The organism is Streptomyces sp. NPDC104367 (assembly GCF_055583825.1).
Genome location: NZ_JBVJND010000048.1, coordinates 47,515 through 60,888, shown reverse-complemented (window position 1 = coordinate 60,888; position 13,374 = coordinate 47,515). Strand labels below are relative to the sequence as shown.

The window sequence follows — 13,374 nt, the reverse complement described above, 5'->3', positions numbered from 1 at the left end:
CGCCCGTCGAATACGAAGCCAATTACTACACCGAACTCACGAAACCCCAGGTCATCACCACAATCTGAGATCTCTACCGAACCCGGGGCGGTTCAGATGGGCTTCTGCGTGATGTGCTGCCGGTTCTTGCCCGACGGCTGCGAGGCGCTGTACAGGCCGGGCAGGTAGACCGGATTGCGGGCGGCGTCGATCGGCCCGTTGCTGGCCCAGACGATGAACTCGCAGTTCTGGGTGAAGCGCCCCTTCTGGGGGCGGGCCTGCGGCTTGTGCCAGGCCAGCACGCCCCGCCACAGCCAGCCGGCGGCCTGGATGGCGTCCGTGGTGATCGGCAGCTGCCGCCAGTCGGTGAACAGCAACGCCGTGCCGCCGGTCTTGGTGAGCCGGTGCGCCTCGGTCATGATCTGAGTCAGCCAGAAGCCGTAGGAGCGCTGGTCCATGTTCTCGCCGGTGAAGTCCGGCAGCTCGTGACCGGCGTCGGCGGAGGTGTACTTCTGCTTCGCGCTGCGGGAGGTGCGCTCCTTGGCCGTGCGCCCGCCCGAGTTGTACGGCGGGTCGGTGATGACGGAGTCGACGCAGTCGTCCGGCAGTTCGGCGAGGACGCCGAGCGCGTCGCCCTGATGCAGGGAAAAAGGCAAAGAGATACCCCAATTCGAGTCGGATGAGGGGGAGGTACTCCGGCTGGCCCGGCAACCCGGGGGACCGAATGCAGGCAGGAAGGCGCCACGGGTCCGCACAGCGGGAGAGGCAAGGGGAGGAGTCAAAACTGTAGGGCACGATCCCCGGTTGAGCGCTATCGCCGCCGAAAGCCCCGAAATCAAGCCTTGATCACCAACGATTTCGGCAACCGGGGATCCGCCCTTACTGTTTTGGAACTGCCCGGCCGACACAGCCGATGGCACATCCCGACTCCTGCCCTCATGGAGGTACCCCCATGTCCTGGCACACCTGACCCGCCCCCGTGCCGGTGCGAGTGGCAACTCCCACCTGTACACCCGGGCCCCGATTCACCCACCACCCGGCCGTCGCGCCCTTTCCTCAACACCGCACGCGTCGCCGGGCCTTCACCAAGGACCTCGCTATGACAACGCTCCGCTCACACCTGCCCGCGCACCGGCCTGCGGCCCGTGACCGCCTGCCCGGAGGCATCCCCGGTTGAAGGGCGTAGCCGCCGGCATCGGCGTCTTCGTCCTCTCCCCCTTCCTCCTCGCCGGCACGGCCATGCTGATGGCCACCAGCAGCGAGGCCGTCCAGAGCACCTACTCCTCCTTGGCGTGCGTGGGCGACATCGACACCGACACGGTCGTCGAGAAGGTCACCAAAATCCTCAACGGCGCGGACGCCAAGACCGTCCGTGTCGAGGGCCTGTCCCTGCCCGAGGAGCAGATCCCCAACGCCCGCACCATCGTGGCCACCGGGATCAGCCTGAACGTGCCGGCGAAGGGGCAGATCATCGCGCTCGCGACCGCGCTGCAGGAATCCCGGTTGCGCAACCTCTCCTCCGGCGACCGCGACAGCCTCGGGCTCTTCCAGCAGCGCCCCAGCCAGGGCTGGGGCACCGCCACCCAGATCCACGACCCCGTCTACGCCGCCACCCAGTTCTACGAGCACCTGCTCAAGGTGGAGGGCTGGCAGAAGCTGACCGTCGCCCAGGCCGCCCAGGCGGTCCAGCGCTCGGCCTACCCCGACGCCTACGCGCAGTGGGAAGACCTGGCGGGCGCCCTCCAGAGGACCATCGCTGCGACGTTCCCCGACACCGACCAGGGCGCCAGCAAGGCGGACACCGCCTCCAGTACCTCATCCTGCGCGGCGACCGAAGACGGTTCCGGGTACGGCACCATCCCGGAAGGCTCGGTACCCAAGGGCTACTCGATCCCCAAGGACAGCGACCCGACGGCGCGCAAGGCCATCACCTGGGCGATGGCCCAGCTCGGCACGATGTATCAGTGGGGCGGCACCTGCACCGCGCCGCACGGCCCCGACCCGATGGGCCGCTGCGACTGCAGCTCGCTCACCCAGCAGGCATACGCGCACGCCGGTGTCCAGCTCACCCGCACCACATACACGCAGATCAACGAGGGCAAGGCCGTCTCGCCCAAGCATCTTCAGCCGGGTGACCTGATCTTCTCCCGCGGCAGCGCTGCCCGCCCCGAACACGTTGGCATGTACATCGGCTCGGGCCTCGCGATCGAGGCACCAAGGACTGGAAAGCCAGTTCGAATCACGCCTCTCGCGGACTGGGACATCCTCGCCGCGCGCCGCGTCATCTGATCCCCGTTCCGGGCCCGGCAACCCGGTCTTACCGCCCCTGCCCAGGGTCCTGCTCGCCCTCCTTCCTCTGACACCACGGAGCCACCTCCTTGACATCCCGTCATCGCGCCCAGCGTGCCCTCGCGGCAGCTTCCTTGGGCCTGGCCGTCGCCGCCGGCAGCCTGGCCACCGCCTCCACCGCGCAGGCGTACGACACCGACACCACCAAGATCTCGTGCAGTGCGGTCAAGGTCCGCAGGTCGCCGTCGACGACGGCCACCGCCGTGGGCGTCGCGTATCGCAACGACAAGATCACCTACGACCAGTGGGTCTACCGCAAGGCCACCAAGACCTGGTGGACCCGGGGCACCGTGACCCGCAAGTCCGACGGCAAAAAGCTGCGCGGCTACGTGATCTACAAGTGCGCCAACCCGTACGGCACCAACGGCGCGCCCACCCCGTCGATCCCGAAGTAGCGCACCCCGCCGAGCCGGAGCGCTGTCGCCGGCTGCACCGCCCGCGTCCCGGCCTCGCCTGAGCCCCGCGGCACCTGCCGCGTTCTCGTGCACGCCGCACCTCCCTTCGTGGGCGGCGATCTGGCCGGCCGTCTCCCTTCCCGCCGCCGGCCCTCCCTTTTTCAAGGCGCTCACCTTCCTCCCCCTTCTTCTGTGATTCCCGCGCGCCGGGTTTCGGCGTGCGCAAGGAGCCTCTTTGCCCCTGCTCGAAACCGTGCAGTACCTGGCCTACGACCCCGGCATCACGCCCTCCGGCGGCGGCCTGCCCGGCCTGGCCGTACTGAAGAACGTGGTCAACTCGATCAACCTATTCGCGATCGTCGCGGTAGTCGGCGCGCTCGCCGTCTCCCTGGGCGTGTGGGCCTGGGGCCACCACACCGGCGGCCACCAGGCCGAGGCCAACGGCAAGAAGGGCGCCGTCGTCTCGGCGGGCGCCGCCCTCGGTCTCGGCGCCGCCAACGGCATCGTGGCCTTCTTCTCCGCCCTGGGGTCGCAAGTCCACTGATGCCGAAGCGATTCCCTTCTCTGTCCCGCTACGGCCTCGGCTGGTCCACCCGGCAGCGCGTCACGGTCATCGCGACCGGCCTCGCCGTCCTGCTGGCCCTCGCCGCCGCCGTCGCCCTGTTCACCGGCCGCACCACCACTGGCGACAGCCGGGCCACCGTCCCGTCGTCCGGGCCGAGCAGCAGCACCTCCTCATCCGCCGGCCCGACAGCGTCGGCCGGAGTCGGTTCGGTGGCGACGCCGCCGCCGGTCGCCGACCCCGTGGCGTTCGCCAAGGCCGCCGCCGCTCTGCTGTGGTCGTACGACACACGCACCACCAGCCGCGATGAGCAACTCGCCGGGATGCGGGCGTGGCTGACGTCGGAGACCAAGTACGCGGACTGGACCTCGATCGCCGCGCAGGTGCCGGATCCGGTGCTGTGGTCGCGGATGACCGACCAGAACCAGTACGCCACCGCCACCGTCACCGAGGCCCACTACCCCTCGGCGTTCAAGGAAGCACTGGCGGACGATCCATCGGCGATCACCCAGGCGTACATCTACGCCGTCACCGTCACCGGCAAGCAGCAGATCGCCTGGAAGAAGGGTGGAGCCGGAGCCGAGGACCGCTCCATCACCCTCGCCGTGCAGTGCCGCCCCAACGCGAACTGCTCCCTGGTCGCCATCGCCCCGGGCGTCGTGCCCTGACGCACCCAGCCCACCTGAGAAAGGAGAGGACTCCCCTTTGGGCTTCTGCGACCTTCCCCTCGCGGACAAACTCTGCGCCGTCGGCGACGCCGTCGACTTCGCCTCCGACCCGGGCGCGGCCATCGGCAACTGGATGGCCAAGAGCGCGGGCGAGCTCGCCGCAGCCGCAGCCGACCTGGCCGCCGAGGCGGTCAACACCACCACCCAGGTCGACCTGAATGCAACGTGGTTCCGCGACAACTACGAGATGATCCTCCCGATCGGCCTGATCATGCTGGTCGGCACGTTCTGCGCCCAGCTGGTACGCGCCGCGATCCGTCGCGACGGCCAGGCCCTCGCCCAGGCATTCACCGGCACCGCCACCGGCGTGCTGTTCGCGTTCACCGCGATCGCCTTCACCACCGTCGCCATCGAAGTCGTCGACGCCCTCTCCGACGGACTCCTCAAGGCCGCCAACCTCGACATCGCCACGGCGGTGCGGCGCATCGTCAAGGTGGGACAGATCGCCTCCCTGTCCGGCCTGGGCTGGCTCGTCACCGTCTTCGTCGGTGTCGGCGCCGCGATCGGCGCCATCCTCTACTGGTGCGTGATGATGGTCCGCAAGGTCGGCATCCTCGTCATGGTCACCCTCGCCGTCTTCGCCGGAGCCGGCGGCGGCTGGGAAGCCGCCCGGCGCTGGCGCAAGGGCTGGATCGAAGCCACCGCCACCCTCGTCGTCTCCAAGCTTCTGATGACCGTGATCTTCGTGCTCGGGATCGCGGCGATGGGCAAGACCGAGGCCAAGGACGGCATCGCCGCCCTCGCCGACGTGATGGCCGGTATCGTCATCATGGCCTTGGTGCTGCTGTGCCCCTACGCGACCTTCAAGTTCGTGCACTGGGCCGCGTCCGAGGGCTCCGATGCGGAAACGCTGCACCGCTCCGGCGGCGCGGGCGCGCAGATCGCCCGCCAGCATGCCGAGCGTGCCGGGCGCAAGGCCGCCGCCGCGGTTGCCACCGGAGGAGCCGCGGCCGGAGCGGGAGCCGCTCCTCAGGGCCCGGAATCGGTTCCGGGCGGCTTCCCCGGCGACATCGCCGCGCACCCCACGCCGGGCTCCGGCAAGGAAGGCGGCAGCCCGAGCGCGCCGTCATCCACAGCCGAGGGGACCAAGAGCGGTCTGGACAAGGCAGTTCAGCCCCCGCCGACCAGCCCCCGTGACGGCACCAATGGCCGGATCGGCGGTGCCCCCGGACAGGGGGGCGCTCCGGGATCGCCCTCCAGCGGCAGCGGCTTCATGTCGCAGCCCGGTGCCGGCGCCTCGGCTCCACCACCGCAGGGGGCCCCGCCCTCGCCGAACCCGACCGGCACCGCCGGCGCGAGCGGAACGCCGCCGCCCACCGGTCTGTGACCTTGCCCGCCTCCGGGGCGGCACACGACGTGTACGTCCTCGCCGCGTGCCGCCCCGGCCACCGCCCCGCGCACCACCGAAAGCGGCCCTTGTCTGATCTCACCGTCACCCCGCTCACCGTCAAATTCCCCCACCGGTCCCGGCGCGGCATTCTGCTCGGCCTGTCCCTGCCCCAACTCGTCCTCATCTCAGGCGCGTTGGTGCTGCTCCTGGTGACAGTGGTGTCCACCGGGCTGCTCGGCGCCCTCGCCCTCACCCCGCTGTGGGCCACGGTCATCGCCCTGGTCGCCGTCCGCCGGCACGGCCGCTCGCTGATCGACTGGGCGCCGATCGTCTGGCGCTTCGCCCAGCGGCGGCGTACCGGCCAGAGTCTGTGGCTGGCCCGGCCGGTCACCCGGCCCCGCCAGGACGGCATCCTCCACCTGCCCGGCACCGCCGCCTCCCTGCGCGTCGTCACCCCCGGCGACTCCGCCAACGGCGCCGCCGCCGTACACGACCCGCATCAGCAGACCCTGACCGCCGTCGCCCGCGTCTCCTCACGCGCCTTCGCGCTTCTCGACCCGGCCGCCCAGAACCACAACGTCAGCAGCTGGGGGCGGGCCCTGGCCGGTGTCGCCCGCACCGGACACGTCGCCACCGTGCAGGTCCTGGAACGCACCGTCCCCGACTCCGGTGACACCCTCGCCCGCCACTGGACCCGGCAGGGCCGCCCCAACGCCCCGGTCGCCGGACAGATCTACGGCGACCTGGTCGCCTCCGCAGGCCCTGCCGCGGCTCCGCACGAGACGTACCTGGCGATCTCCCTCGACCTCAAGGCCGCCAAGCGAATGGTCTCCCAGGCCGGCGGCGGGCTGCCCGGCGCGTTCACCGTGATGGAGCAGACCACGGCATCGGTCGCACAGGCCGCGCGCAGTGCCGGACTGATGGTGACCAACTGGCTCACGGCCCGCGAGATCGCCGCCGTCGTCCGCACCGCCTACGACCCCAGCGCGCTGTCCGCGCTGCAGCAGTGGTCCACCTCCGGGCGGGCCGAGGCCGACCCGGCCGTCGCCGGGCCAGTGGTCCAGGTCGAGGAGTACGACCGGCTCGCCACCGACACCGCCAGACACGCCACCTACTGGGTCGAGGACTGGCCCCGCACCGAAACCAGCGCCGGGTTCCTCCACCCCGTGATGTTCACCGCCGGGGTCCGCCGCGCCCTCTCCCTCATCTACGTACCGCAGGGCATCGAGTCCGCGCTCCGCGACGTCCAGCGCACCAAGGCAGCGATCATCGCGGATGCCACCGAGCGCTCCCGCCGCGGACAGGTCGATTCCGAAGCCGACTCCGTCGAGTACGCCGACGTCAAAACCCGCGAACGCCAGCTCATCGCCGGCCACGCCGACGTCGCCCTGACCGGTCTGCTCACCGTGTCCGCCGAGACCGACACCCTGCTCGATGCCGCGTGCGCACAGATCGAGACCGCCGCCGTCACCGCCCAGGTCGACCTGCGCCGACTCCTCTACCAGCAGCCCGCCGCCTTCACACTCGGCGCCCTCCCCCTCGCCCGCACCGCCCTCTAACCCCTCTCCGGTGCCGCCGACGTCCTGCCGCCACGGCTGGAAGGAACTCTTCCCCCTTTGACCTCTGCCCTCCCGGTCGGCGACGCGTACCCGTATCTGCGGGCCGCCAGCGCCGGTATCCGCCACCACGCCCGCACCCTCACCACCCGCACGGAGCCGGTCTCCTCGCCAGCGGACCGCGTGCACCTCGACGTCCTGCACGCGCATCTGACCGCACTGCATCAGCTGCTCGACCAGCTCGTCGAGACCTCCCGGCCGCCGCATCCCGCCGCCGGCCGCCATCTGGCCACCGCGCACACCCGGTTGTTCCAGGCTGCCGCCGCGGTGCACGACGCCTACCACCTCCTGCCCGTCGCGGACGGGCCCCCGGCGGACACGGGCTGCCACCCCGAGCGGCTGTCCGAAGGTCCCCCCATCCTGACCATCTGCCGGCGCCACCTCGCCGCAGGTCACATCGTCCGCCGCAAAACCACCCCCAGCGACCTCAACACCCCGCTGCACGGCCACACCACCACGTGCAGCCGGTAACCCCGCACCACCGAAAGGCCCCGAAATTGCGCGCCCTGAAGCGCTCCACCTCCGCCGCCGTCGTTCTCGCCGCGCTCGCTGGCACCGCGGCCCCGGCCAGCGCCTCGCCGGTCGTCTGACCCCCGGACCGCGTCCAGACCCGCCGCCTTCGTGAAAGCCGCCCCGTCATGAGTCACCGGCCCGCACGCCGTGCCCGCCGCGCCAGCGCCAGCCCCCTGTTCACACCGCACGGCAGCGACCGTGCCTCCCGCCAAGCCGCCCGCCGTCAGCTCGCCGAGGCCGCCGCGAAAGCCCGCGCCGAAGCAGCCGCCCGCGCCGGTGGCGCCGCCGCGGAGGAGCAGGAGATGCCCCCTCCCCTCTTCCCGTCCGCCGGGCGGCCCGGCCCCGCGTCCGCCCGCCACAGCAGGCTCAAGCTGCCCGCCCACCGTATGACCACCGCCACCGCGTCCGGGGCGTATCCGTTCCTCGCTGAGGGCGGGCTGGGGGCCGAGGGCATCTACATCGGCCGCGACGTCCATGCGGAGGCGTCGTTCTGCTTCGATCCGTTCGCCCTGTACGGCAAGATCGAGGGCTTCACCAACCCGAATGTGCTGCTGGCCGGGGTGATCGGTCAGGGCAAGTCGGCGCTCGCGAAGTCCTTCGCGCTGCGGTCGATCGCCTTCGGATACCGGGTCTATGTCCCGTGTGATCCTAAGGGGGAATGGACGCCGGTGGCGCAGGCGCTGGGCGGCACCTCGATCGCGCTCGGGCCGGGACTGCCTGGCAAGCTGAACCCGCTGGACGCAGCTCCCCGGCCGAACGGCGTCTCGGAGGCCGACTGGGCGGGCGAGATCCGCAAGCGCCGTCTGCTGCTGCTCGGCTCGCTGGCCCGTACCGTGCTCGGGCGGGAACTGCTGCCGATGGAGCACACCGGCCTCGACGTCGCGCTGGACGCCGTCGTCACCCGGGCCGCCGCGGCCGGACGTACCCCGCTGCTTGGCGACATCGCCGCCACTCTCAACAACCCCGACGAACTCAACGCGGCTGGCGGCGTCATGTCCGGCCGCCTTGGCGACGCCTCCCGCGACCTCGCCCACGCCATGCGCCGCCTCGTCCACGGCGACCTGGCCGGGATGTTCGACGCTCCGAGCACCGTCACGTTCGATCCCAACTCTTCGATGCTCACCATCGACTTGTCCCGCCTGGGCGGCGCCGGCGACGACACCGCGCTCGTCCTCGCCATGACCTGCGCATCCGCGTGGATGGAATCCGCCCTGTCCGATCCGAACGGGGGCCGGAGATGGATCGTCTACGACGAGGCGTGGCGCCTGATGCGCCACCCCGGCCTGCTGCAGCGCATGCAGTCCCAGTGGAAACTCAGCCGCGGCCTGGGCATCGCCAACCTCATGGTCATCCACCGGCTGTCCGACCTGCTCACCGCCGGCGACGCCGGATCACGCGGACGCGCCCTCGCCGAAGGGCTCCTCGCCGACTGTTCCACCCGCATCATCTACCGGCAGGAAACCGACCAACTCCACGCCGCAGCAGCCCTGCTGGGCCTCACCTCGGTGGAAAGCGACGCGCTCGCCCATCTCAACCGGGGGCGCGGCCTGTGGAAGGTCGCCGGACGATCTTTCATCGTCCAGCACCTCCTCCATCCGCACGAGCTGTCGCTCTTCGACACCGACGCCCGGTTGCGCTGAACCCCGAACGGAAACCCCGTGACCGACGCTGCACAGCCCAGCCCGACCGAGCCCCTGCGCTCCTTCGCCGTCGCTCAGGACGGCACACTGCACTTCATCGTGCGCGCCCGGGACCTCGATCATGCCCGCGCACAGCTCGCTGATGTCGAAGCCTGCGAAGCCGGAGCGGAAGTCTCCCTGGGCGACGGCGTCCGTCTGACCCACATCACCCTGGCTGAAGGCCCGGCTCTCCCACCGACCGTCGGCTCCCAGATGGTGATCGAGGCCCTCGGCACCTCGCCGCAGGGCCTCGGCCGGCGCCACACGGGCGACTCCGCCGAGGACGTCGTTGCCCGGCTCGTGGTCGTGGCCGCCCGTCATCTGGACCACGTGAGCGAACAACTCACCGACGCCGCCCAGTCCGCGGCCTCCACTCTGACGCGCGTCGCCACCGGGAAGGCGAGCATCAACTCGCTGGGCGTCCTGCAGAACAGCGCCACGCAGATCGACATCCTGGCCGCACGCCGCGCCGACGCCATCGAGCGCCTCACAGAAGTCATCCATGCCTACCGGCAGGTGACAGCCCCCGCCGATGTCACCGCCCAACCGGCGCACCACGCAGGCCAGGCCCCGATCCGCCCGGCCGCACCCAGCGCTCCTGCCAGCCGCGCATCCCGCCGTCGGTAACCCCGTCCTCCGTCCAAGGAATCCCACCTGCCCCGTCCTTCGGGCCTTCCCGGTGAGCAATCGGCCGGCTATCGCCAGTGCCAAGCCGACCACGACGGCCTGATGTCCCATCTCGCCGACCGCGAGGCCCAGATGGAGAACGGGTTCATCGACTCCTCCGACGACTACCAGTTCACCTGGGCCCCTCTTCTTCGGCGGCACCGCGGCCGGCACCGGCACCACCGCCTCTATCAGCCCACGCGCCACGGCGCGTGACATCCATCGGACACGCCCTTCAGTCAGGTCGCCGCGCCGCAGGCCCGCGCCCGAGACGGCACAGACCCTCACACTCGTCTGGTACCCGGACGGCGTGGTGGGCGCACCGTACGACGCGGTGCCCGAAGAAGCGCGCATGACGCTGTTCGGCTGCCGCTTCCGGTACCGCCCGAACGAGTTCGCCTGCGTGCTGCCAGCCTCCTACAGCGCCACGGAGCGCGTCCTGCTGGTCCAGCTCGCTGTCCGGCGGCTGATGGCCGCCGGTATCGGGGTCAACTTCCGCCGCGCCGCGCCCCTCCCGGCTCCCGCTGCTGCATCGGCAGCCGCAAACAAGGCGGGGGTGGCCTCGGCCCCACAGTCCGCTTCCCGGCGGTAGAGATCGCCCGGCTATCAAGGAGTTGCCGCTGTCCGATCCCGATCAGCGGATGCTGCTGCACGACCTGGCCGACCGGCTCAACAGCGTCTCCGACCAGCTTCCGCTCCCCGATCAGATCCGCCCGGATCCCGCGCTGAGCGAGATCCTGGACGACGAAGTCCGCCACCTGGCCCGTCTGCTGGGATTCCTGGTCGGCGAGAGCGCCTTTCGTCACCGGGCCGCCTCCCACGCCCCGGCCCCGTCCACGGCCACGGTCCGGCACACGACCCTCGCGCTCGCGAGCGCCGCCGAACCCACCGCTCGCGCGCTCGCCGCCCTCGGCGCCGCCGTCCGTCACCTCGGCCAACTCGCCGACCTCGCCGACCGAGCCCCCAGCCCCGCCCATACCCGGGCGCTCGCCACCGAGCAGCAACGGCTCGTGGACCGTGTCGGTGACAGCCGTATCCACCTCGCCCGGGCCGCCAAGCAGCTACGCGCCGCCGCCGACACCCGCACACCACCAGCCGCGACCGGCGTGCCCTCCCCGTCGGCCGCCACCACCCCGTCCCGTTCCCGCTGACCCCCGCCCCTGGAGCGCCCTCATCCCCCCGCACAGCACAACCCGCCGCACCGCCCTGCTGCTCACCGCCGTGTCCGTCGCCCTGACCGCGTCCGCCTGCAGCCACTCCTCCGACACCAGCACCTCCACCAAGGCCACGCGCACCGCCTCTTCCGCCCCGGCCCCGCAGCCGGCGCTGACGACGAAGCAGGCCCTCGCCCAGATCGCCCGCTACTCCAAGATCAACAATGAGGCGAACGCGCACTCCAGCCGCAGCGCCCTCGACACCGTCGAGGACGGCCCGCTGTACGCGCAGTCGGTCGCGGACTACAAGGAGAACGAGGGCCTGCCCAAGGCCGACCGCGAGACGTACAAGCCGTGGTCGTACGACCTGGATGCCACCGACGTCTACATTCCGCGGTTCACCGCCGGCCAGCCCAAGTGGTTTGCCGCTGTTTCGCGCAGCGGCGAGAAGCAGCAGTACACCCGCGTACTGATCATGGCCGAGCAGACGGAGACGAAGCGGTGGGAGATGGTCACCACCGTCGACCTCAACGACCCCAAGCAGCTGCCGAAGTTCGCCCTGGACACCCAGGGCTACGCCACCGCCGTGGATGCGACCTCCGCCCAGAACGTGGCCGCCCCTGTCGATGTGCTGCGCACGGCTGTCGGCGACAACTTCGCCACCGGCGGCGTCACCAGCGGTAAGAAGGTCTTCGCCTCCTCCAAGGCATCCGCCCGCCAGATCAAGGTGCACGACAAGACCGGCACCAAGTTCGGCACCCGCGGCACCACCACCTTCTCCCTGGCCGCCACCCAGTTCCCCGACAGCTACGCGCTGAAGACCACCGACGGCCGGGCACTCGTGGTCTTCTCCCACACGCACACCCAGCACGACGCGGTCGACGCCGGCCTGGAGATCATCCCGGGCAAGGACGACCGCGCCTGGCTCGGCACCACCAACTCGCCGACGTTCACCTACACGTTCACCTGCTCCGACGCCGCCACCGTCCCGCTCACGCCGGGCAAGTCGACGCTGATCGGCTACACCTGCCGCCGCACCAACGCCACCGCATGACCACCAACGCCCCGGACGTGAACCCTCCCTTGCCCATCACCGCCTTCGCCGCCTCGCTCGCCGAACGGCTGCCCGGCCGGTGGCAGCCCGACCCGGCGACCACGCCCCTCGCCGAAGACCCCGCCAGCCACCGGATCTGGGACAGCGGCCCCATGGCCTACACCGCCTTCGAGACCGCCGACCTCCGCCGCACCATCCTGACCTCCTTCGACGGCAGGCAGCTGTACGTCATGCCCCGGCCCTACCGCCCAGGCCAGTTCCTGGTGCTGCCGATGCTGCCCGCCGCCACCGGCCACGAGCACGTGGGGGGATTTCCCGCCCCGCGCGGCCTGGCCGTTCGCGCCGATCCCGCCCGCGCGGCAGACACCGTACGCCGCCGGCACCTCCTGCTCGACTACCGCGTCACGACGCTGGCCGCCTGGCGCCGCGCCAGCACCGGACCGCTCCGGGTGGACGTCAGGTTCGACGCCGAGGCCCGGCCGCGTATCTCCGCGCCCTATGCCCGCGCCCTGATCGAACTCCTCGCACACGGCGGCTTCCTCCTCGACCCGACCACCGGCGAGTGCCACCTGCCCAAGCGCCTCCCGCCGCAGAAGGCCGCCGGCCGGCTCGCCGCAAGCACCGCCCGTCTGGAGAGCCTCGGTTTCACCGTGGTATCCCGAGCAGCGCACCCCCCGGCCCGCGCGGCCAGCGATCCCGTGCAACCCGCCGCCAACCAGTCTCGGGGCAGGCACCGGTGAACAACAGCGATGTCATCACCATCGGTCTGGACCGCTGCAGACGCCGCATCCAGCAGACCGCCCAGCATCTTGACCTGCCGCAGACGGGCCCGCTGCACGAAGCCCTCGTTCCCCTACTGGAACAGCTCGTCGCCGTGCACAACCTGGCCGGCGGCCTCGTCGACGAGCTGCGTCAGTCCTCCGGCCTCCCGCTCGCAACGACCCGTGCGGGAGGCGACTTCCTGACCCAGCTGGCTGCCGCGCTCGCGCACACCCACCGCGCCGCAAGCCACCTGAGCACCACGGTGACCGGCCTCACCGATGCCCACCGGCTCGCGCCTCGCACCGGCACCCCCGCTCCGGCGGAGAGCCGGCTCAGCGTCACCCTCGGGCATGCCGCCGCCCTGCGCAGCCTTAAACGTGCGCTCGCCGCCGTCACCGTGCCCGTCGCCGACACACCCACCACGGCGTGCGCACCGGCGTCCACGGTGGCCGAGCAGCACGGCCGGGCCGCCGCCAGCGACACCTGGCCGGTGCGTCGCCGCCTCTGAACGACGCACCGCCGAAACGAGCCTGGAGCACTTCTGGCCACCCGTTCCTTCATCGCCCGTCCCACCGGAGCCGGCTACG

The 13,374-nt window shown here is 71.2% G+C and carries 15 protein-coding genes and 1 pseudogene; 15 read left to right on the top strand and 1 reads right to left on the bottom strand.

Annotated elements, in window-relative coordinates; all coding sequences use genetic code 11:
- Nucleotides 1-95: 95 nt before the first annotated feature.
- A pseudogene (locus ACZ619_RS41935) lies at nt 96-635 on the bottom strand (DNA-methyltransferase); the annotation flags it as partial.
- 517 nt (nt 636-1,152) lie between these two features.
- Here ACZ619_RS41935 and ACZ619_RS41930 point away from each other — a divergent pair.
- The 15 genes from ACZ619_RS41930 (at nt 1,153) to ACZ619_RS41860 (ending at nt 13,295) form a co-directional block, all read left to right on the top strand.
- Nucleotides 1,153-2,268: a C40 family peptidase gene (locus ACZ619_RS41930; protein ID WP_469610958.1), complete on the top strand. Its 1,116-nt coding sequence runs from the start codon at nt 1,153-1,155 to the stop codon at nt 2,266-2,268.
- 89 nt (nt 2,269-2,357) lie between these two features.
- On the top strand, nt 2,358-2,723 hold the full coding sequence (locus tag ACZ619_RS41925) for a hypothetical protein (protein ID WP_469610956.1): 366 nt from the start codon (nt 2,358-2,360) through the stop codon (nt 2,721-2,723).
- 235 nt (nt 2,724-2,958) lie between these two features.
- The gene (locus tag ACZ619_RS41920) at nt 2,959-3,267 is read left to right on the top strand and encodes a DUF6112 family protein (protein WP_235478927.1); all 309 of its coding nucleotides are present in this window, start codon (nt 2,959-2,961) and stop codon (nt 3,265-3,267) included.
- Nucleotides 3,267-3,953 (top strand): hypothetical protein, encoded by a 687-nt coding sequence (locus tag ACZ619_RS41915; protein ID WP_469610954.1) that lies wholly within the window; start codon nt 3,267-3,269, stop codon nt 3,951-3,953. The genes ACZ619_RS41920 and ACZ619_RS41915 overlap by 1 nt, the downstream gene beginning before the upstream one ends.
- Nucleotides 3,954-3,990: 37 nt before the next feature.
- Nucleotides 3,991-5,340, top strand: coding sequence for an SCO6881 family protein (locus tag ACZ619_RS41910; protein ID WP_469610952.1), 1,350 nt, complete (start codon nt 3,991-3,993; stop codon nt 5,338-5,340).
- Between the two features lie 89 nt (nt 5,341-5,429).
- Complete coding sequence (locus ACZ619_RS41905; protein ID WP_469610950.1) at nt 5,430-6,902, top strand: SCO6880 family protein; 1,473 nt, start codon at nt 5,430-5,432, stop codon at nt 6,900-6,902.
- A 57-nt stretch (nt 6,903-6,959) separates the two neighbouring features.
- On the top strand, nt 6,960-7,430 hold the full coding sequence (locus ACZ619_RS41900) for a DUF6238 family protein (protein ID WP_469610948.1): 471 nt from the start codon (nt 6,960-6,962) through the stop codon (nt 7,428-7,430).
- Nucleotides 7,431-7,597: 167 nt separating this feature from the next.
- Nucleotides 7,598-9,112 carry an ATP-binding protein gene (locus ACZ619_RS41895; protein ID WP_469610946.1) on the top strand — a complete coding sequence of 505 codons (1,515 nt, stop codon included), beginning with the start codon at nt 7,598-7,600 and terminating at the stop codon, nt 9,110-9,112.
- An 18-nt stretch (nt 9,113-9,130) separates the two neighbouring features.
- Nucleotides 9,131-9,778 carry a hypothetical protein gene (locus ACZ619_RS41890; RefSeq protein ID WP_469610944.1) on the top strand — a complete coding sequence of 216 codons (648 nt, stop codon included), beginning with the start codon at nt 9,131-9,133 and terminating at the stop codon, nt 9,776-9,778.
- A 102-nt stretch (nt 9,779-9,880) separates the two neighbouring features.
- The gene (locus ACZ619_RS41885) at nt 9,881-10,033 is read left to right on the top strand and encodes a hypothetical protein (RefSeq protein WP_469610942.1); all 153 of its coding nucleotides are present in this window, start codon (nt 9,881-9,883) and stop codon (nt 10,031-10,033) included.
- A gap of 136 nt (nt 10,034-10,169) precedes the next feature.
- Nucleotides 10,170-10,409 carry a hypothetical protein gene (locus ACZ619_RS41880; RefSeq protein ID WP_469610940.1) on the top strand — a complete coding sequence of 80 codons (240 nt, stop codon included), beginning with the start codon at nt 10,170-10,172 and terminating at the stop codon, nt 10,407-10,409.
- A gap of 49 nt (nt 10,410-10,458) precedes the next feature.
- Nucleotides 10,459-10,968, top strand: a complete 510-nt coding sequence (locus tag ACZ619_RS41875) for a hypothetical protein (protein WP_469610938.1) — start codon at nt 10,459-10,461, stop codon at nt 10,966-10,968.
- Nucleotides 10,969-11,038: 70 nt separating this feature from the next.
- Nucleotides 11,039-12,025: a DUF8094 domain-containing protein gene (locus ACZ619_RS41870; protein WP_469610936.1), complete on the top strand. Its 987-nt coding sequence runs from the start codon at nt 11,039-11,041 to the stop codon at nt 12,023-12,025.
- The gene (locus ACZ619_RS41865; RefSeq protein ID WP_469610935.1) at nt 12,022-12,765 is read left to right on the top strand and encodes a hypothetical protein; all 744 of its coding nucleotides are present in this window, start codon (nt 12,022-12,024) and stop codon (nt 12,763-12,765) included. Before ACZ619_RS41870 ends, ACZ619_RS41865 begins: the two co-directional genes overlap by 4 nt.
- Nucleotides 12,762-13,295 (top strand): hypothetical protein, encoded by a 534-nt coding sequence (locus ACZ619_RS41860; RefSeq protein ID WP_469610933.1) that lies wholly within the window; start codon nt 12,762-12,764, stop codon nt 13,293-13,295. Before ACZ619_RS41865 ends, ACZ619_RS41860 begins: the two co-directional genes overlap by 4 nt.
- The last annotated feature ends 79 nt before the right edge of the window (nt 13,296-13,374 follow it).